This window comes from Deltaproteobacteria bacterium (genome assembly GCA_029858205.1).
Taxonomy (GTDB): domain Bacteria; phylum Desulfobacterota; class GWC2-55-46; order GWC2-55-46; family DRQE01; genus JAOUFM01.
The window spans coordinates 215,259-235,532 of record JAOUFM010000004.1 but is presented as its reverse complement, the minus strand read 5'-3'; the positions used below and the strand labels follow the sequence as shown (position 1 = coordinate 235,532).

Below are 20,274 nucleotides of genomic sequence, written 5' to 3'. Positions count from 1 at the left end.
TACCGCCGCTTAACCGATGGTCTGCTTTATTTTATCTATCAATTCGTGCGGGGTTATCGGTTTTATCTGGTAGAACTTCAGATTCGTAAGCCTGCCTATGCGTGCAAGCTGCTCCTCGTCGAGACTTTCCTTTGAAAATGAAGTAAGAAATACTATCGGAACGTTTATTGCAAGGGCCTGCAGCTGCTCGGCAACCCCGATGCCGTCGGTCTCGTCGCCGTCGAGCGCAATGTCCAAAAGCGCCATATCGAATTTTTCTGCCTTTAACTTCTCGATTGCTTTACGCGCCTTGTCGACAACGGTTATATCGAATTCCTTTTTCAATGCAAAATTCAAAATATTTTGCATTGGCTTCTGGTCATCGAGAGCCAATATCTTTTTCTTGGCATTCATTTGCTTCTCCTAATTGGATAAACGCCGGAAGACTTTGCAAGGTTAAACGCATTTGCTATGCCGGCTATGATATCTAAAAGAAACGTAACTTATTGAAAATAAAATGATTCTATCTAAAATAATATAAGAAATACCCTGCTTTGACAAGGAAAATCTCTTACCGGGTTGCGCAAAATTTTTACTTAAACAAAACAAAAGGCTGCCTTTACAAGCAGCCTTTTGAGTTATGTCTTTTAAGCAGCTGAATCTAGAAATACGTCAGCCAGCTTTCGTATTTTTTACTCTTGCCCTTTATCGCATCGAAGAACGTTGTCTGTATCTTCTCCGTTACCGGGCCGCGTTTACCCTCGCCTATCTTCCTGTTATCGACCTCTCTAATAGGCGTAACCTCGGCAGCCGTTCCTGTGAAGAACGCCTCGTCCGCGATATAGAGCTCGTCCCTGGTGAAACGCTGCTCAACGACCGTCATGCCCATGTCCTCTGCAATGCGGCGCACCGAGTCCCTGGTGATGCCGTTTAGCACGGAGGTAAGCGGCGGTGTCTTTAGAACCCCGTTCTTTACGATGAAGATATTTTCTCCGCTCCCTTCGGCAACGTAGCCTTCGGTATCAAGAAGAATGCCTTCGTCATACCCGTCCTTTATGGCTTCGCGCTTGGCAAGTATGGAATTCACGTAATGGCCGCTGGTCTTGGATCTCGTCATCGAAACGTTCACGTGATGGCGCGTAAATGACGATATCCTCGTCCTTATGCCCTTCGAGATACCCTCTTCCCCGAGGTAAGCGCCCCACTCCCACACTGCAATGGACACGCGCACGGGGTTCTGCTTTGGCAGCACGCCCATGCCGCCGCTTCCGAGAAACACAAGCGGCCTTATGTAGGCCTCTTTAAGGTCATTGGCCTTTATGGTCTCGACCACGGCCTTGTTTATCTCGTCTTTTGTAAACGGTATCTCCATCTGCATTATGTGCGCCGAATCAAAGAGCCTGTCTGTGTGTTCCTTTAGCCTAAAGACCGCGCTCTTGCCGTTTTCGCACTTATAGCAGCGCACCCCTTCGAACACGCCGAGCCCGTAGTGCAGCGAATGGGTAAGGACGTGTACTGTCGCGTCCTTCCAATCTATGAGTTTTCCGTCCATCCATATTTTCTTTGTCTCTATATTGGACATGTTTTGCTCCTTGTATATTAAATTTATCGGCCAAAACGCCGGAAATACACCTATGCCTATCTCGAGGATTTAAGCGCCCGCCCGGGCGCTACATTCCTTCTAACGCCGTTTTCGTCCTTAACGATAACGCCGCCGACTATGACATAATCCATGCCAACGGAATGCGAGTTCGGCTTGACAACCGTCGCGGTATCCCTGACATTCTCCGGGTCAAAAATAAGTATATCGGCATCGGCGCCAACGGAGAGCCTGCCCTTCTTTTTGAACACAGGCGCTCCGCGCTCAAGCCTCTTTGCCGGCATTATGGTCATCTTTGCTATTGCTTCCATAAGAGTAATAACGTTTTTTTCCCTCGCATAAACCGCAATCGTCCTTACGAACGCGCCTGCCCCTCTCGGGTGATTGTTGTTTCCGGGGTTTAAAATACCGTCGCTCCCTATCATCACAAACGGCGCCTTTATCGCGGCTACGACATCCTCCGCGGGTATTGCGTATGCAACAGCGAGCTTGCCCTGCTTTCTGTATTTCTTGAAACTTTCCTCAGTAAGCCTTTCGGTCGAGGCGCCAAGCTGCAAATCATTATAACCTATCCTGAAGCGTTTTTGCCAGTCACCGTCGAACCTTGCCATGTTAAGATGCGTTGCCCAGTAATCATACGGATAAATACACGCCGTTATGTCAATGCCATCGGCAATTGCCTTTTTTACCATGGCAACGGATTCGTTCATGGAGAAGGTGCCGCCGGTGCTGTTTATATGGTCAACGTGTACGGCCGCGCCCGTTTTTTTCGCGACATCTATGATTTCCCTTAGCGCATCGAAGTTCGTGCCCGGCTCCTCCATGTCCGAATATCTTGCGTGAAAAAAGACCGGAACCTTATAAGCGGCCGCTATCCTTGCCATTGCCTCGACTTCTTCCGCAGTTATGCCCGGCGCGTACTCGAGGCTTATGCCTATGGCAAGGGCCCCGTCGTCAAGGGCCTTTTGAGCCGTCTTTTTCAGTTTTTCTATGTCAGCTCCGGTTGCCGCCTTATAAATGGAGATGCCAAGCTCTCCCCTGGCAGCCATGTAAAAAAACGCGGCCCCGAAGTTAACGGCTGTTTTTCCTTCGAAGCTTTTGTACCACGGCCCCATCTTCACCGTTCCGCCGTGGAGCGCGAGGTTTGTGGTAACGCCGTCCGATATCTTGTACTTTACGCCGTACTCAATCGGGTCGTAAGAAAGCACGTCAATAAATCCGGGAGTAACGGCGCGGCCCTTTGCATCTATCTCGATTGTGCCCTTTATATCGTCCTTTGTGACAGCCGTAATGGTTGAACCTCTGATGCCGACATTATAGCCCATCGCGTCGAAGTTCGTATCCGGGTCCATGACGCGGCCGTTCTTTATGACTATGTCATAGGGCGCGTTGCTTTTTTCAGCTACAGCGGAAACTGCGGCTCCGGCAAAAACAAAAATCAGCGCAACAACCGCTGACGCAATAAGGCTTTTATAATTCAAAAAAACCGTTTTTCTATTCACCCTGTCCGCTTATAAGAAAATTATTTTTTCTTGCCATCATAATCGGTGGATATCTCGACCGGCTCTTTTGGCCCGGTGCCGGGCTTTTTAACCATCACGCAGCTGCCCTCGAAAAGCACACCTTCGCCCATGATTATCGTCGGCGCCTGGATATCGGCGTATATGCGCCCCGGGGACCTCAATTCTATTTTATCTTTTCCTATAACAGAGCCTCTCACCTCGCCGCAAAGAAGAGCATTGTCTATCTTCATCACGCCTTCGGCCTTGCCCCTCTCGCCCACTATCAAGAATCCCTCGGACTCTATCTCGCCCTTAAAATGCCCGTCTATCCTGAGCGTGCCGTTATAACGGACCTTACCTTCTATATATGTCCCGCTTCCGATGTATCCGGTAGCTTCGGTAACAGGCTGCTCTGCTGTTTTTTTCTTAAACATTTTTCAATCCCCTTTTTTGAGGTTCAAGCCGTTTTTATTATTTGCGCGTAAGCATGGCAAGGATGCGCTCTCTCTCGTCCGCCGAATAATACTCTATTTCTATCCTACCCTTGCCGTTCTTGTCAACAACGGAAACCTTTGTGCCAAACACCCTTCTAAGCTCTTCTTCCACAGGAAAGGCATGGCGGGACTTCTTGCCTGCCTTCGAAGGGTTCTGCTTTCTCGCTGCCGAAGCAGCAAGCGACTCGGCCTGTCTTACTGAAAGCCCTTTCTTTAGTATCTGCCTGCAGAGCTCGCGCTGCTGGGCATGGCCTTCAAGGGAAAGTATTGCCCTCGCATGCCCCATGCTTATGGAGCTTTTTACAACCTCGTCCTTTATCTCAGGCGGCAGGCGAAGAAGCCTCAAATAGTTCGTAACCGTTGCCCTTTCCTTTGAAACCTTTTTCGCGACCTCTTCTTGCGTAAGTCCGTTGTCAACGAGGCTCTGGTATGCCTCGGCCTCTTCTATGGGATTTAAGTCCTCTCTTTGTATGTTCTCGATTATCGCAAGCTCAAGACTTTTTATATCGGTTGCATCGGTAATAACAACCGGTACCGAGGTAAGCCCTGCTGCCTTCGAGGCCCTCCACCTTCTCTCTCCTGCTATAAGCTCGAAGCTCTCGCCTGATTTTCTTACTACAAGAGGCTCTATAACACCATTTTCTTTAATAGAATCAACAAGTTGCGCTAACGCTGCCGCGTCAAAATTCTTTCTTGGCTGCCTTTTGTTGGGCCTTATCCTCTCAACCGGACAAAGCATGTACTTTCCGGAAGCATCCACAGTTGCCGCTCCCTGCGCCTGCGATGCTGCCGAAGGAGCTCCGCCTATCAATGCGCCAAGTCCTCTGCCAAGCACTTTCTTTTTCATGACATCTGCCCCCTTCAATGCTTGCTCTGGAAATTGACGAACTCGCGCGCAAGGTCCATGTAGCTTACCGCGCCCTTTGAATTTATATCGTAGAGGATAACCGGCTTACCAAAGCTCGGAGCCTCGCTTAGCCTGACGTTCCTCGGTATTATGGTCGCATACGCCTTTTCCCCGAAGTGCGCCCTTATTTCGTCCTCAACCTGCTTGGAGAGATTATTTCTCGCATCATACATCGTCAGCACAACGCCTTCTATCTCAAGCGCCGGGTTAAGCCGCTGACGTATTAAATCTATCGTCCTGACTATCTGGCTTATGCCTTCGAGCGCATAGTACTCTGCCTGTAAAGGTATGAGCACTGTATCGGCCGCGGTAAGCGCGTTTATGGTAAGAAGGCTAAGCGACGGCGGACAGTCTATGAATATGAAGTCGAACTCGGCCTTTATCTCCGCAAGCGAGTTCTTGAGCTTTACATCGCGCTCCTCATCTTCGACCAGCTCTATCTCAGCGCCTATTAAGTCTATGGTAGAGGGCACGACCTTCAGATACGAAATCTCGGTATCCTTAAGAAGCGTCCTAACATCCTCGCCGTTCACAATGGCATCATATATGCCTGGCGTGCCATTGCCATTTGCCTTTGCGCCTACTCCGCTCGAGGCATTGCCCTGAGGATCGAAGTCAACAAGCAGGACCTTCTTTTCCGCAACAGCCAGGGTTGCGGCAAGGTTTACGGCAGTGGTGGTCTTTCCAACCCCGCCTTTTTGGTTAGCAACAGCTATTATTTTTCCCATTCACCTTACCCAAGACCGGCTATGTGCCGCATAATTTAACGCAGGCCGTAGTTTATCATACCCATATCTTATTTCAAGGTCTTTTAGGCACAGAGAAGAGCACCAATTATCAAACTTCCACAATTCCGGTCAGATGTTCCACGTGGAACATCTGCCAAAGACCAACCGGGCTAATGGCAATACAGAGGGTTATGGGCTATTGATTCTTTATTTAGGATTCCCGGAAATATAATACAGCAGAAGGCGGCCCTTGGTAGCAACCCACGGCCAAATGTTCCACGTGGAACATCTGAAGATTTAGGTTCCTTTTGTCATTGCATAGAAGAGAATCGACTTTTTTACCAGTTATGCGGAATATTAAAATTTATAAAATCCTTAAATGTGATTACAAAGCCTTCCGGGGGGTTTTCTTCTCCATCCGGTGCCGGTTCAAAGGTTATTTCTTGCTTTCCACAATCCAAGACGGGAATTGGATGCTCAATATCGCCGTGTGCGCTTGTAGAAATACCATAGCCGGTTTCCGTATCTTCTTCGCCTTTTATCATTTCGCAAAAGATGATTCGAGCAAGATATTCTGCATCGTCAAGCTGTGCGCCTCGTTTGATTACAGTTTTAAGAACGTCATAAATCCTCACGCCAATCCAATGTCCATATAGATAAACCTTTGCGCCGTTTTTTTCATATTGAGATTTTATTGCTATTTGAGCCCTGTCTCCCATAATTATGCTCTCCTATTCTTTTTTCCAATACTTATACACAAAGAGTTCGGAATACTATACCCATATATTCTCGTTTGATTATATTAAGGGTGGGCGAAAGACTATAATGGTGGTTTTAATGCTCGAGAGCGGGGTTTTACTCTCAATGACCTCAAACTTATTCCGCTCAGGCACAATTTTAATTTCCTCCGAAAGCTTCTTGTCCAAGGGTCCTTTCATGGCAATGACCGTTCCTGCGGTCTTAGCATAAAGATGCCCAATTTGATAGTAGTCGTAAAGGCTGGTCAGGGCCCGTGATATGACACAATCAAAAGACCCGAACATATCCTTTGATTCTTCATCTCCTGCGCGTAATTTTAGCGCCTCGATATTAGCAAGACCAAGGGTGCGGATCGCGTGCTTTAAAAAGAATACCTTCTTCTCAACTGAATCAACGAGCGTTACCTTTAGGTGCGGCAGGACTATTTTCAAAGGCAGCCCCGGAAACCCTCCCCCGCTCCCGATATCCAAAAGGCTCGATGCCTCCTTTATAAGAGGGTACGGCGTAAGGGAATCAAGGAAATGCCTCTTTATTATCTCCTCGTCGCCCTCTATAGAGGTAAGGTTGATTTTCTTGTTCCACTTCTTGAGCTCGTCGAGATAGACAAGAAATTTTTCCAAAACATCTTCGCTGCCATTTATATCGAGTTCTTCGAGACCTCTTTTTAAAATCTGTTTTGCCTCGGTTCTTGTCATGTCATATCATCCCTGTTTTCTTAAGATGCACCATGAGCATGGACACTGCCGCAGGAGTAACGCCCGGAACCCTTGCGGCCTGGCCAATCGATACCGGCCTTATGCTCTTTAGCTTATCACGTATCTCACGGGAAAGCCCCGGAACTAAATCATAGGCAATGTCGTTTGGAATTGTAACGGCCTCGTCGCGCTTGAAATACCGCGCTGCCTCTGCCTCGTGCGCTATGTAGCCCTCGTACTTTGTCTCGACCTCTATTGAGCGAAGCACCACTTTATTCTTTGCCAACGCATCGGACACGGGGTTTCTTTCCTTATAAAACCCGATTATCATTTCCGGCGAAACTCCAGGGCGCCTTAGAAGCTCCTTTAAAGAAGTCGTCTTTTTTACCTCCCCAAGCCCGTGCTTTTTTAAAAGTTCGAGGGTGAGGGTGTCGGGGGAAATCTTTTCCGTCTCTAGAAAGCGGAGTCCTTCTTCTATCAGTTTTCTTTTTTCTATAAAAGCACCGTATGCTTCTTTTCCCTCAAGCCCGGCCTTAAAGCCTTTTTCAGTAAGCCTTGCGTCCGCATTGTCTTCTCTTAGAAGCAACCTGTACTCAGCCCTTGAGGTAAAAAGCCTGTAAGGTTCTGCCGTGCCCTTTGTCACAAGGTCATCTATCATCACTCCTATATACGCCTCGCTCCTATCGAGGATGAGGGGAGGGAGGTTTCGTATTTTTAGCGACGCATTAAGCCCTGCCATAAGGCCCTGCGAAGCAGCCTCCTCATACCCCGACGTTCCGTTTATCTGTCCGGCAAGATAAAGCCCGTCTATGGCCTTTGTCTCTAGCGTTGGCTTAAGTTCCGTTGGGTTCACATAATCATATTCAACGGCATACCCGGGGCGAAGTATCTTTGCGCTCTCTAACCCTTTGATTGTATTGATGAATTTAAGCTGTATCTCCTCTGGAAGGCTCGTTGAAAGCCCGTTTGGATAGACCTCTATGGTACCGCGGCCCTCTGGCTCAAGAAATATCTGGTGCCTGGCTCTGTCCGGAAACTTAACTATCTTATCTTCGATGGAAGGACAATAACGCGGTCCTATGCCTTTTATCTCGCCGCTGTATAAAGGCGAGAACTTCATGTTCTCCCTTATAACCTGGTGCGTTCTTTCGTTCGTATAAGTAATATGACAGGGGAGCTGGTCCTCTATCACCTTGGCATTTGAAAAAGAAAACGGAGTTGCATCAACTTCTCCGGGCTGCGCCTCGAGAATAGAATAATCGATTGAATTCCTATCGAGCCTTGCGCAGGTGCCTGTCTTTAACCTGCCCATGGAAAGGCCAAGCAAACGGAGACTTTCGGAAAGTTTTATGCTCGATATGTCGCCGGCCCTGCCGCCAAGTGTTTTATTGGCGCCGATATGCATAAGGCCGTTTAGGAAGGTGCCTGCGGTTATGATAACGGTCTTGGCAAAAAAAGATTCGCCAATGTTGGTTTCTACACCTGTTACCTTTAGGCGAGGGGAACTCTCTATAATAAGCGCCTCGGCAAGGCCCTCGACAATCTCTATGCCGGGCTCTGCCTCAAGCGCCTTTCTCATGCGCTCCCTATAAAGAGCACGGTCAGCCTGCGCCCTGGTGGCCCTGACGGCCATGCCCTTACTGGCGTTAAGCGTGCGATATTGTATGGAAGCGTCGTCTATGGCGCGGCCCATCTCGCCGCCAAGCGCGTCTATCTCCTTTACAAGATGCCCTTTTGCTATGCCGCCTATGGCGGGATTGCAAGACATCTGGCCGATGGTAGAGCGGCTGATGGTAAGCACAAGGGTCTTAAGCCCCGTCCTTGCCGCTGCAAGCGAGGCCTCGCACCCCGCATGTCCGGCGCCTATGACTATGACATCGTATTTTCTCATACGTTACAGGAGAACCTACATTCTATAGTAACGGCCAAAGCCATGTCAACGAGGCCGGTAAAATCCGAAAAAAACCGGAACAGGGGGAGGCGGATAAAAGAGTTACAAAAACCCGGAAAAGCGGTAAAAATTTATTGACAACTGCGCCAAATAAAGTATACTTCTTAATTCTATGGCCGCCAAAAAGAAAACCCAAAAGAAGACCAAACCAACAGCCAAAAAGAAGGCTCTGCCGAAAAAGAGCGTTTCTGCCCCAAAAAAGGCCGCACCGGCAAAGAAAACAATTGCCACGAAAAAGCCGACCCCTATAAAAAAGAGTTCCTTTAAAAAGGAAATGTTAAAGAAGCTCGAGAACCAGAAAACGAGGCTCTTACACGAGCTCGCCCTAAAGATGAGAAGCGAGAGCGATACCGACAAATTCGAAATCGGCGACATTTACGACATCGCAAGCAATGAGAGAGAGCGCGAGCTCACCCTTACGCTTGGCGACAGGGAGAGGGAACGGCTTCTTGAAATAGAAGACGCCATAGACCATCTAAACGACCCTGACTATGGACTTTGCGAAGAATGCAGCGAACCCATCGGCGAAGAGAGGCTTCGCGCACTGCCGTTTACCAAGGTTTGCGTCGAATGCAAGACCAAGAACGAGAGAACTTCCTTCATGAAAGGCCGCTACGAGGAAGAGCCTCCTCTCGGCATACTCGAAAAGACCGAAGGCGAAGAAGACCTTTACTGACCGCGCATCCGGCCCGTTGCCGGATACCCACATTATTAATGGCCAACAAAAACTCGACCACGAAAAAAATAGTAGCGGCAATAATCGTACTTGCCGTTGCCGCGGCCATAATGACGCTTGCGGCCATAGTGCTTTTCTCCGGCAAAGGAACGGAGACAAAATCCTACTCCCGCATGCAGATGGGCACGCTCGTTCAGATAGATCTGAAGGACGAGAACCTGGTTGCGGCTGACAAGGCCTTTGCAGAAATAGACAGGCTTGAAAAACTGCTCAGCAGCTATATAGCTTCGAGCGACGTATCGAAGGTATCGTCAAACGCCGGCAAGGGGCCCGTAAAGGTGTCTGCCGAAACAATAGAGGTCGTAAAGACCGCGTTGCTGGTTGCTGAAAAAAGTAACGGCGCGTTCGATCCGACCATCGGGGCTCTGGCAAAGCTCTGGGGCTTTTCCGGAGAAACAAAGACCGTGCCGGATGAAGAGGAAATCAAAAAACTTCTACCCCTCGTCAATTATAAAAATGTAAAAATCAACGAAGCTGCCTCTACAATAGAACTGAAGAACCGCGGCATGGTGCTAAACCTCGGCGGTGTCGCAAAAGGTTACATCGTGGGCAGGGCATTCACCGTACTCAAAAAGTCCGGGGTCAAGTGGGCCATAGTGCATGCCGGCGGAGATATGTACCTTTATCAAGACAGCAGAATGATGGAGCCCTTCAAGATTGGCGTCAAGAACCCGCTTGCAACGGACAAGCTTATCGGAACGCTAAAGGTAACGGCCGGCGCCATCTCGACCTCCGGCGATTACGAGAGGTTCTTTGAAAAGGACGGCAAGCGCTACCACCATATACTCGACCCGGCAACCGGCTTCCCGGCCGATAAATGCCACGCCGTAACCATTGTCTCCGAAGACCCGCTCCTTGGCGATGCGCTCTCAACAGCAGTATTCGTGCTTGGTAAGGAAAAGGGCATGAAGCTTGCGGAGTCGTTTAGCGGCGTAAACGTCATAGTGGTCGACCTCGAGGGTAAGGTGCATTCTAGCAAAGGGCTTGCCGGAAAGCTCGACCTGCTTTAAATAAGTTTACTGCCCGCTGTTCTTCTTTTTTCTGAAGTATTCCTTCTGATAGGTGTTGACGGCCTTATTGTGCTCTGTAAGAGTGCGCGAGAACTGGTGCGTGCCGTCATTTCTGGAGACAAAGTAAAGATAAGACTCTTTTGCCGGCTCGAGTGCTGCAATAAGCGCCTGTTTTCCGGGGTTGGCTATGGGGCCAGCGGGAAGGCCAAAGATGGAATATGTATTATAAGGCGTTTTCTCCTGTAAATCCTTTTTACGAAGATTACCGTTGAAATTCTTTATACCGTATATGGTGGTAGGGTCGCTCTCCAGACGGTAACCCTTTAAGAGCCTGTTCGTGAACACCGCGGATATAAGCGGCATGTCGGAAACAACACCCGTTTCTTTCTCGATGATAGAGGCGAGGGTAACAGCCTCTTTTAACGTATACCCACGCTCCTTGGCCTTACGGCGCAAGTCATTATCAAAGACCTCGTTAAACCGACCAACCATCTTCCTTATTGCGTCCTCGACTGTCATGGTCCTGGTAAACCAATACGTATCCGGATAGAGATAGCCCTCGAGGGAATACCCGGCGCCTGCCTTGCCGTCTATGCCGAATGTTTCTATGAATTTTTTGTCCGTTGCCTTATTAAGAAACTCTTCGGCGCTAAAAAGGCCTGTCTTCGCAACCGCTGCTGCCACGTCATACATATTAAAGCCTTCGGGTATGGTAACGGCGTAGCGCTTTACCTTTCCGGCAGCCATCACCGATAAAATAGAGTAGGGGCTCATGTTGCTCGAGAGCTCATACTCTCCTGCCTGCAGGCTCTTTTTCGCGCCTTTGATAGAGGCCGCGTAATCAAAGCCTTTGGAACTTTTTATAAGACCTTCTTTTACAAGGATATTGGCGATTTGCCGAAAGCTCGCGCCCTTTGGAATAAACACGGTCTTTGCGGCCGGAATATCCGAGGCGCCGCTTAAAGGAATAAAAATCAATGCATAAAAATATACGGCAGCAACAGCTGCCGCCGTTGCCGCAAAAGCGGCTATGGTAATGAGTTTGATTCTATCTAGTTTCATATCCTCTTCTTTGTCGCGCTATTCCAAGATAAGGCCCATATACTACTCCCTCGGGCCTTTTGAGTCAAGATAACCCTGCAAAATAAAAGCTGCCGCGACCTTATCGACCACGCCTTTTCTGTCGGCGCGCGAAACATCTCCTTCTATAAGAGTTCTCTCGACAGCGGCAGTGGAAAACCTCTCATCCCATGTCTCTATATCGAGCGAAGTTGCTTTTTTGAGCGCTTCGATAAATTTTAATACTTTTTCTCCCTGCGGCCCTAGCGTGCCGTCAAGTGAGTATGGGAGACCGACCACTATTTTCTCGACATCGTTTAACGTAGCGGCCTTTAGCACCTCGGCAACATCCGCATCGAGTCCGCGCCTTGTTATGACAAGACAGGGTTGGGCTATAAGGCCGCCGGGGTCGCTAAGCGCCACCCCTATCCTTTTGTTGCCCACATCCAGCCCTAATATGCGCATAAAAAAATTATAACCGCACCGCCGCTTTTTGGCAATATGTAAAAACATTGGCTTGACACCAAAGCACGGAGTAGGCATACTATATGGATAAAATACGGGCGGTTAACTCAGCGGTAGAGTGCCATCCTCACACGGTGGAAGTCGCAGGTTCAAACCCTGCACCGCCCACCATCGATTTCCGGATAATCTCTAAACAGGAGATTTTTGAATATGACGGTAGTAAGAAAAATCCTTTTTGGCCTGTTATTCGCCGCGGCCTTTGCCGTAATTGCAACGATACCGGGTAGCGGCCTTGCCGAAGATAGCGACATGACCCCGGCAAAAGCATACGAGCTCATGAAAAAAAATTCTTCCACAGTGCTCCTGGACGTAAGGACACCCGCGGAATTTAACGAAGGCCACGTTGAAAACGCGGTTAACGTGGATTATCTTGCTTCGGATTTTAAGGACAAGGTCTCGAAACTCGACAAGACAAAAACCTATCTCCTTGTGTGCAGAAGCGGAAAAAGGAGCAAAGGGGCACAGGAAGTAATGCTTAGTCTCGGGTTCAAAAAGGTAATAAACGTCTCCGGCGGCATGAACGCATGGAGAAGCAATAACGTGCCGCTTAAATAACCGCGCCGTAACACGCTCTGCCGACACGCCATAATTGCATATCAGATTACAGCGATAAAAAAGCCGCCTTGCCTCGATATTGCCTTTTTTCGCCAAAAGGTGTTTAATATTTCGATATGACAAGCAGCATTACAAAACTCGACGAAAAAGAAGCGGAAAAACTGCTAAGAGCCGCCGGGTTTGGCGATACGGCAAAAATATTTAAAGACCTGAAATCGCTTTACCAAACAGCGCTAAAGGACAAACTGGACAGGATAACCGAGCTTGCCTCGCTTTCTTCTTCACCCGACGACTGCATCGTAAACCTCGAAAGGATAATCAGCGTATCCGATAGCGCGGCCGTCGAGGAACTTGCCAAAACGGAAAAACATCTTGAACGCCTGACAACGCTTTGCGGCTCTTCTGAATTCCTGTCGCATATGCTTTCGGCAAATCCCGTATACCTCGAAAAACTTTTTATCGAAAACGAATTATCCATAGTAAAAGACACCGATATTTTCCTCTCCGAGCTGTCTGTTTGGGCAACTGCGGCGGATTCTCACGAAGAACTCGGCAATATTCTCAGAAAATACAGAAATAAGGAATACCTTAGAATAGGCAGCCGCGATCTTCTTGGCCTTGCTCCGATGCAGGAAACCGCAAGAGAGGTATCTGACCTTGCCTCCGCAAGCCTCGAGGTAGCTGTTTCGTTTACAACAAGAAAACTCAAGGAAACTTACGGAACGCCGTTATGTACAACGGAAGACGGTTCTCTGAAAGAGGCCAGTTTTTGCGTATTAGGGCTTGGAAAGCTCGGCGGAAGAGAGCTCAATTTTTCCTCTGACATAGACATAATGTACATCTATACCTCTGCCGAAGGGGAAACCGCGGGGATTGGCCAAAAAGATTCGAGCCGCATAAGCCTGCACGCGTTTTTCGTAAAGCTTGCCGAGCGCGTGACAAAGCTGATAGGGGAAGCTACGGGCGAAGGATTTGTCTACAGAGTAGACCTCGACCTAAGGCCCGAGGGCAAGAGCGGCGAGCTCGCAAATTCGCTTCGAAGCCTCGAGACTTACTACGAAAGCTGGGGCCGGACATGGGAAAGAAGCGCGATGATAAAGGCGCGGCCTGTTGCCGGGGATGCAGAGCTTGGAAAAGAATTTCTTCGGATGATATCCCCGTTTGTATACAGGAAGTACCTGGATTTTGCAGCCATAGAAGAAATAAAGAACATGAAAGAAAAGATCGACGTGCATCTATTAAGACAAAAACCCGATGCCGTGGACGTAAAGCTCGGTAAGGGCGGCATACGCGAGATAGAGTTCTTTTGCCAGGCGCTCCAGCTCATACACGGCGGCAAAAAGACCGAGGTGCGCGAAAACAACTCTCTTAAAGCAATACAAAAGCTCCTTACCGCTGAGCTCGTAACATCGGATGAAGCAAGAACGCTTACGGAAAATTATATATTTCTTAGAAATCTCGAGCACAGGATACAGATAGTCGAATGCAAGCAAACCCAGGTCATTCCGGCAAAAACAAAAGAACTTTCTAGAATAGCCCGTATGTCGGGCTTTGGTAAGAAAAAAACCCCCGAACAGGAATTCTGGAAGGAATACGAAAAGCGGACCACCGAGGTGCAATCGGTATATAAAACGCTTTTCTACGCCTCAACTGACGAACTCGTAAAAACCGCATCCCCTGACGCACTTGTGGCATTAAACGAAGAAACTCCGGAAGCAGAGGTAAACTCGATACTTAAAAAACTCGGGTTCAAAAAGACCGGCGCTGTATCGAACAGCATAAGGATACTGAGGGAACAGGGCGCGCTGCAGAAAATGCCGGCGCGCATAAGCGAAATACTAAACCGTATCGCGCCGCATATACTCACAAACGCCTCCAAAACAGCGGACCCGGACATGGCGCTTATGAACATGGAACGTTTTCTCTCGGCAATAAGCGGAAGAACGAGTATATACGCGATGCTCGCGGAAAATCCGCCGCTGATAGCGGAACTCTTGAAAATATTCGGCTCAAGCGCATTTCTTTCGAACTTTATAACCGAGCATCCGGAAAACCTCGACATACTTCTCTCAAGAGAAATGTCGCGGCCCATAAAGACCGCTCTGGAAATGCAGACGGAACTTTCCTCGATGCTCGACAATGCCGTTGATTACGAAGAAGAACTCTACGTTCTAAGACGCTTTAAGAGCCAGGAATTTTTCAGAATCGGCATCAACGACACGCTAAAGACCTTAGACGACGTATCCGGACAGATAACACTCGTTGCCGAAACAGTACTCGAGGCCTCTATAAAAATAGCCTCTCGCGAAGTTCGAAAGAAATACGGCTTGCCGGGCACCGACTCGTTCTTTGTCCTCGGCATGGGTAAGCTCGGGGGAGGGGAACTTATCTACGGCTCTGACCTTGATATTATCTTTATCTACGACAACAGCGCCGGAGAAGAAAACACTAGCGGGCCAAAGATCATATCTGTCCACGAATACTTTGCCAAACTTGCGCAGCGCATAATAAGCGTTCTCTCTGTAAGGACCAACGCCGGCATAGTGTTCAGCATCGATACGCGTCTTAGGCCCTCCGGGAGCTCCGGGCCGCTTGTTATTTTAAAAGACGCGCTTTTTTCCTACCACCTGGACAAGGCAAGCATCTGGGAACGGCAGGCCGCAACCAAGGCCCGTCCTGTAGCCGGTAATGCGGCTTTTGGCAGCGATACGGTCGAAAAACTTCGCGACATTACATATAAAAAAGGGCTTTCCAATGCCGACATCGACGAAATGCTTCGCATCAGGGCGCGCATGGAGACCGAGCTTGCAAAAGAAGACAACGATACCTTTGACATAAAAACAGGCAAGGGCGGGCTTGTTGACATAGAATTCCTTACCCAGGCGCTTCAGCTTAAATACGGAAATGCTGACAAGGGCTTAAAAGCAGCGGATACGCTTTCGGCGCTACGCGCACTCGAGAATTCAGGAAAACTTTTATCCGATAATTATAAAATCCTCACTGAAGCATATTGGTTTTTCAGGCGCCTCGAAACAGGGCTAAGGATAATACACGACACCTCGGCCTGCGTTTTGAAACGCGGGAGCGCGGAAACGGAAGTGCTTGCGAAAAAGAACGGCTACTATAACGACAACGATGCCGGAGAAAAGCTTCTTGGCGATTACGTCGAAAAAACAACCCGTGTCAGGAAAATCTATCTTGATATGTTAAACGGTCTCAAAACTTAAAGTCTTGACTTGTCAGACAAGCGGATTTAAACTTTCCCTATCTGTCTTTAACACGGCAAATTTTGCAACTAAGGGGGCATATGCCTATGGTCGCGGATTCCTTTAAAGAAGCGCTCTACAGGCTCGAAAAAGCCAACGAGCATCTCAATCTGCCAAAAGACGTATACGACCGTCTAAAGCACCCGCGGCGTTCGTTTATCCTCTCGGTGCCGGTTACCATGGACGATGGCCGTGTTGAGTTCTTCACCGGCTACAGGGTGCAGCACTCGATAGCCAGGGGCCCGTCCAAGGGCGGCATCCGGTACCATCCAAGTGTCGCGCTTAACGAACTTTCCGCGCTCGCGTTCCTCATGTCGTGGAAGTGTGCGATCGTGGACCTTCCGTTTGGAGGGGCAAAGGGCGGCGTTGCGTGCGACACAACCAAGATGAGCATAAAGGAAATAGAACGTCTTACCAGAAGATATACCTACGAACTTGCCTTTGTCATCTCGCCCGAATCCGACATTCCGGCGCCCGACATGTACACCGACGAGCGCATGATGGCATGGATGATGGATACCTATTCAATGATGAAAGGATATTCCGTGCCGGGCGTTGTCACCGGCAAACCGCTTTGTCTTGGCGGTTCTCTTGGCAAACCGCTTTCAACATCGCGCGGCGTCCTTGTGACCCTGCTCGAGGCAATGAAAATACGCGAAATGAATCCTTCGAACGCAAAAGTAATACTTCAGGGATTTGGCAAGGTCGGCGCCGGATGCGCCAAACTTTTTGCCGAAAAGGGAATACAGGTCGTCGGCGTTTCCGATTCAAAAGGCGCTGTATATAACGAAAAAGGCCTGGACATATTTTCCCTTTTAAAGCACAAGGAAGAGACAGGCGGGGTTACGGGCTTCAATAAGGCCCAGGCAATGAACGGCGAAGAGCTTTTAGCCCAGAAGGCCGACGTGCTGATACCGGCTGCACTCGAAGGCCAGATCAACGAAAAGAACGCGGCAAAGATAAAGGCCTCTATAATCGTCGAGGGCGCGAACAGCCCGACCACCCTCGAGGCTGAAAGCATACTAAACGGCAAAGATACGCTCGTTATCCCTGACATTCTGGCAAATTCAGGCGGGGTGCTTGTGAGTTATTTCGAGTGGGTACAGGATTTACAGCACTTTTTCTGGGATGAATCCGAGATAAACCAAAAACTCGAACATATCATGAAAAAGGCCTTTGCCGAGGTCATATATATAAAGGAGCATAAGAAGGTCGACCTTCGAATGGCAGCCATGATACTCGGGGTAAGCAGGGTAGCCAAGGCTATAGAGGCTCGCGGCGTATTTCCTTAATTTTATTAGCTTTTTTCTTCTTTCTTGTCTGTGGGTAAGTCCAAATATTTTTTCTTTTTTGGGCAAGAAATCTCTTGCCAAACAGAACCAAGTTTGATACTCTAACGGTCTCCATAGGCACACAACACAGCTATCAACAGCTGTGGACAACCCTGTGAATATCCCGATTTAATTGGATTTAGATAAATGCAAGCAACGAATGTTTGGAAAAGCTGTTTGGATGGGATTACCGGGCATATCAGCGCCCAGCATTTCGCCACCTGGTTTAAGCCGATAAAATTCCTTGGCGCAGACGATACAACCATCGAGCTCGAAGTTCCTAATAAATTTTTCCTCGAATGGATAAAAGAACACTATCTTTCGCTAATCTCCGATGTCATAAGAAAAGTAACCTCGCAGGATTATTCCATTGCGTGGAAGATCTCCAATGACGGCAAGGTTCCCGAGGTAGAACAGCAAAAACAGACCCCGCGTGCCGCAACAAAGAAAAAGACAACCGAAAGCGGCGTTTCCTCCAAATATACCTTTGATAACTTTATCGTCGGCGCCAAGAACGAATTCGCGCACGCCGCGTGCCTTGCTGTCACAAAGAACCCCGGCAGCAAATATAACCCGCTCTTCATATATGGCGGCGTTGGACTTGGCAAGACACATTTATTGCAGGCAATAGGAAATAAGATCGCGGAAGCGCAAACACCGACAAATGTCTGTTATTATACTTCCGAGCGGTTTATGAATGAATTCATAAATTATGTAAGCCGCAACAAGATGGACGATTTCAGGAAAAAATTCAGGAATATCGACGTCCTTTTGATAGACGACGTTCAGTTCTGGGGCGGAAAAGAACGTACGCAGGAAGAATTTTTTCATACGTTTAACGAACTATATGAAGCGCACAAGCAGATTGTCGTAACTTGCGATAAGTTTCCAAAGGAAATAGATGGTATGGAAGAACGGTTGAGAAGCCGCTTCGAATGGGGGCTTATCGCCGACATCCAGCCGCCGGATATGGAAACCAAAATCGCTATTTTAAAAAATAAATCTTTGGCCGAAGCCGTGGATTTGCCAAACGATGTAGCAACCTGGCTTGCTTCTGTTTCCAGCTCCAACATAAGAGAACTTGAAGGATATCTTAACAGGGTCATTGCCGTTTCGAGCCTTACGGGACAGGAAATCAGCCTCATAATGGCCAAAGAAGCGCTTAAAAACCTGACCAGGGAACGCGGCGTAAAAAACGTTACAATAGAAGAAATTCAAAAGGCCGTGGCTGAAATATATAATCTTAAAAACACGGACCTGAAGAGCAAAAGACGGCACAAAAACATAGCGCTACCGCGGCAGTTGGCTATGTATATTGCAAGACAATTCGGAAAATATTCTTATCCGGAAATAGGAGAATCGTTTGGCGGCAAGGACCATTCAACGGCGATTCATGCCGTAAAAAAAATAGAAAAAGAGCTTTCCAACAATCACGAGCTTAAGGAAAAAATCCAAATAATTACCAACAAGCTCGGGGTGAATTAGGTGTTGAAAAGGTGTTTGATATCTTCTTTTTAGAAGATTTTATTTTTTGATAAGAAAACGAAGGTTGTTTTAAACAGCTTAAAAAAAGGTTCTTAAGACTTTTTTATAGCAAAAACAGTAAAAATATTTTATACTTTACCCTGTTATAAACATATAGACAGGGCATACTACGACGACTACTTTTCTTATATTTATATATATATAATAAAAGAAGAAAGAACCAAAGGGAGGTAAAATGGAATTTACTATAGCAAAAGAAGATTTTATAAAAATCCTCCAACGTGTCCAGGGTATAGTAGAAAAGCGCAATACCATGCCTATTCTGGCCAATGTGCTTTTGGAAGTAAAAAATAATCAGATGAATGCGCTGGCAACGGATCTCGAAATATTTATAAAAGATTGTTGCAAGGTAAAAGCAAAAAAAGATGGAGCGATAACAATAAACGCGAGGAAGCTGTACGATATAATAAAAGAGCTTCCCGGTGAAAATATAGATATCTCGGCAAAAGAAGGGGAAAAACTTACCATAAAATGTCAGAAGTCGAAATATAATATAATGGGTTTGCCGGCAAAAGAATTTCCGGCATTTCCGGCAATAGAAGAAACAAAGCTTAAAAAGACCGAAAAAGATGTTTTTAAAGACATGATAGAAAAAACCGTTTTTGCGGTATCGACCGACGAAACACGATATAATATCAACGGATTTTATATAGAAAAAAATGGCGATACGATAAAGATGGTTACAACAGACGGTCATCGTCTTGCGTTAATAGATAAAAAGAGCGAAAACATAGGAAACATAGAAAACCCGGCGATATTGCCGAAAAAGGGTGTCGGAGAATTCAGAAAACTTCTCGATGAAAACGAAGGGGAGTTTACTTTTCATGTTGGCAAAAAAAGCGCAACGGCAAAGAATAATACAACCATAATAAATGTCCGTCTCATAGAAGGAGAGTTTCCGGATTATAAACAGGTCATTCCAAAGGACAACGATAAAAAAATCAAAATCAATAAAAATACTTTTTTAGAAGCATTAAAACGCGTTTCACTGGTATCATCGGAAAAAATAAAAGGCGTTAAATTTGTTTTTTCTTCAAACAAACTTATTTTAAATTCTTCAAGTCAGGAATTCGGCGATGCGACAGAAGAGCTCGAGGCAGAGTACGGCGCCCAGGATATAGAAATAGCATTTAATGCAAAATATTTTGTAGACGCCCTTGGCGCCATAAACGAAGAACTGGTCGAAATAACCCTGAAAGACGCATTAAGCCCGGCAACGCTTTGCGGTGCGGAAAACAAAGATTATCTCTGTATAATAATGCCCATGAGGCTATAACAAGGAAGGAAAAGAAAAAATGCAACCGACATATAAACCCGGAAAAAAGAAGAGAAAGAGAACCCACGGCTTTTTAAAAAGAATGGCCACGGCCGGCGGTAAAAAAGTCATCAAGAGAAGACGTACCAAGGGAAGAAAGCGCTTATCCGTAACAGTCAGCAAAAATAAGTAGCTTTTCATAAACGTGTCCGCGCAAACTTTTACAAAGGAAGAACGGCTTCGTAAAAACGCGGAATTTCTAAAGGTACGCAAGACGGGAAAAAAAATCTCCGTAGAGCCGCTTACCCTATACGTTCTTAAAAACGATATCGGTATCAAGCGGCTCGGTTTGGCAGTCGGAAAACATCTTGGTTCTG

The 20,274-nt window shown here is 47.4% G+C and carries 19 protein-coding genes and 1 tRNA gene; 9 read left to right on the top strand and 11 right to left on the bottom strand.

All coding sequences use genetic code 11. The features are described 5' to 3' along the window. Positions 1-9: 9 nt before the first annotated feature. The 9 genes from OEV59_05120 to mnmG all read right to left on the bottom strand — a co-directional run bounded on the left by OEV59_05120 (position 10) and on the right by mnmG (position 8,555). Positions 10-393: a response regulator gene (locus tag OEV59_05120; protein ID MDH4227118.1), complete on the bottom strand. Its 384-nt coding sequence runs from the start codon at positions 391-393 to the stop codon at positions 10-12. A 247-nt stretch (positions 394-640) separates the two neighbouring features. Then, entirely contained in the window at positions 641-1,561 is a 921-nt protein-coding gene (locus OEV59_05115; GenBank protein ID MDH4227117.1) for a branched-chain amino acid transaminase, read from the bottom strand. Positions 1,562-1,617: 56 nt separating this feature from the next. Next, the gene (locus tag OEV59_05110) at positions 1,618-3,060 is read right to left on the bottom strand and encodes an amidohydrolase family protein (protein MDH4227116.1); all 1,443 of its coding nucleotides are present in this window, start codon (positions 3,058-3,060) and stop codon (positions 1,618-1,620) included. A 41-nt stretch (positions 3,061-3,101) separates the two neighbouring features. Continuing rightward, a complete protein-coding gene (locus OEV59_05105; GenBank protein ID MDH4227115.1) occupies positions 3,102-3,515 on the bottom strand; it encodes a polymer-forming cytoskeletal protein in 414 nt (137 codons plus the stop codon). Positions 3,516-3,552: 37 nt separating this feature from the next. Then, a complete protein-coding gene (locus tag OEV59_05100; protein ID MDH4227114.1) occupies positions 3,553-4,422 on the bottom strand; it encodes a ParB/RepB/Spo0J family partition protein in 870 nt (289 codons plus the stop codon). A 14-nt stretch (positions 4,423-4,436) separates the two neighbouring features. Then, complete coding sequence (locus OEV59_05095) at positions 4,437-5,210, bottom strand: AAA family ATPase (protein ID MDH4227113.1); 774 nt, start codon at positions 5,208-5,210, stop codon at positions 4,437-4,439. Positions 5,211-5,548: 338 nt separating this feature from the next. Continuing rightward, positions 5,549-5,929, bottom strand: coding sequence for a hypothetical protein (locus OEV59_05090; GenBank protein MDH4227112.1), 381 nt, complete (start codon positions 5,927-5,929; stop codon positions 5,549-5,551). Between the two features lie 78 nt (positions 5,930-6,007). Continuing rightward, positions 6,008-6,664, bottom strand: a complete 657-nt coding sequence (rsmG, locus tag OEV59_05085; protein MDH4227111.1) for a 16S rRNA (guanine(527)-N(7))-methyltransferase RsmG — start codon at positions 6,662-6,664, stop codon at positions 6,008-6,010. Position 6,665: 1 nt separating this feature from the next. Further along, positions 6,666-8,555 (bottom strand): tRNA uridine-5-carboxymethylaminomethyl(34) synthesis enzyme MnmG, encoded by a 1,890-nt coding sequence (mnmG, locus tag OEV59_05080; GenBank protein ID MDH4227110.1) that lies wholly within the window; start codon positions 8,553-8,555, stop codon positions 6,666-6,668. 172 nt (positions 8,556-8,727) lie between these two features. On the opposite strand from mnmG, the gene OEV59_05075 reads away from it, so the two are divergent. Next, complete coding sequence (locus tag OEV59_05075) at positions 8,728-9,291, top strand: TraR/DksA family transcriptional regulator (GenBank protein ID MDH4227109.1); 564 nt, start codon at positions 8,728-8,730, stop codon at positions 9,289-9,291. A gap of 38 nt (positions 9,292-9,329) precedes the next feature. Next, complete coding sequence (locus tag OEV59_05070) at positions 9,330-10,361, top strand: FAD:protein FMN transferase (GenBank protein ID MDH4227108.1); 1,032 nt, start codon at positions 9,330-9,332, stop codon at positions 10,359-10,361. Between the two features lie 6 nt (positions 10,362-10,367). Here the strand turns inward: OEV59_05070 and mltG are convergent, their stop codons facing one another. Together mltG and ruvX are read right to left on the bottom strand one after the other, a co-directional pair. Continuing rightward, complete coding sequence (mltG, locus tag OEV59_05065) at positions 10,368-11,423, bottom strand: endolytic transglycosylase MltG (protein MDH4227107.1); 1,056 nt, start codon at positions 11,421-11,423, stop codon at positions 10,368-10,370. A 42-nt stretch (positions 11,424-11,465) separates the two neighbouring features. Beyond that, complete coding sequence (ruvX, locus tag OEV59_05060) at positions 11,466-11,885, bottom strand: Holliday junction resolvase RuvX (protein MDH4227106.1); 420 nt, start codon at positions 11,883-11,885, stop codon at positions 11,466-11,468. Positions 11,886-11,981: 96 nt separating this feature from the next. On the opposite strand from ruvX, the gene OEV59_05055 reads away from it, so the two are divergent. The 7 genes from OEV59_05055 to rpmH all read left to right on the top strand — a co-directional run bounded on the left by OEV59_05055 (position 11,982) and on the right by rpmH (position 20,090). Then, a tRNA-Val gene (locus OEV59_05055) sits at positions 11,982-12,056 on the top strand. 39 nt (positions 12,057-12,095) lie between these two features. After that, entirely contained in the window at positions 12,096-12,500 is a 405-nt protein-coding gene (locus tag OEV59_05050) for a rhodanese-like domain-containing protein (GenBank protein MDH4227105.1), read from the top strand. A 116-nt stretch (positions 12,501-12,616) separates the two neighbouring features. Continuing rightward, positions 12,617-15,727 carry a bifunctional [glutamate--ammonia ligase]-adenylyl-L-tyrosine phosphorylase/[glutamate--ammonia-ligase] adenylyltransferase gene (gene glnE / locus OEV59_05045; protein MDH4227104.1) on the top strand — a complete coding sequence of 1,037 codons (3,111 nt, stop codon included), beginning with the start codon at positions 12,617-12,619 and terminating at the stop codon, positions 15,725-15,727. Positions 15,728-15,807: 80 nt separating this feature from the next. After that, positions 15,808-17,058: a Glu/Leu/Phe/Val dehydrogenase gene (locus OEV59_05040; protein MDH4227103.1), complete on the top strand. Its 1,251-nt coding sequence runs from the start codon at positions 15,808-15,810 to the stop codon at positions 17,056-17,058. A 186-nt stretch (positions 17,059-17,244) separates the two neighbouring features. Then, a complete protein-coding gene (gene dnaA, locus OEV59_05035; protein MDH4227102.1) occupies positions 17,245-18,582 on the top strand; it encodes a chromosomal replication initiator protein DnaA in 1,338 nt (445 codons plus the stop codon). Positions 18,583-18,817: 235 nt separating this feature from the next. Further along, positions 18,818-19,918 carry a DNA polymerase III subunit beta gene (gene dnaN, locus OEV59_05030; GenBank protein ID MDH4227101.1) on the top strand — a complete coding sequence of 367 codons (1,101 nt, stop codon included), beginning with the start codon at positions 18,818-18,820 and terminating at the stop codon, positions 19,916-19,918. Between the two features lie 19 nt (positions 19,919-19,937). Further along, positions 19,938-20,090 (top strand): 50S ribosomal protein L34, encoded by a 153-nt coding sequence (rpmH, locus tag OEV59_05025; protein MDH4227100.1) that lies wholly within the window; start codon positions 19,938-19,940, stop codon positions 20,088-20,090. The last annotated feature ends 184 nt before the right edge of the window (positions 20,091-20,274 follow it).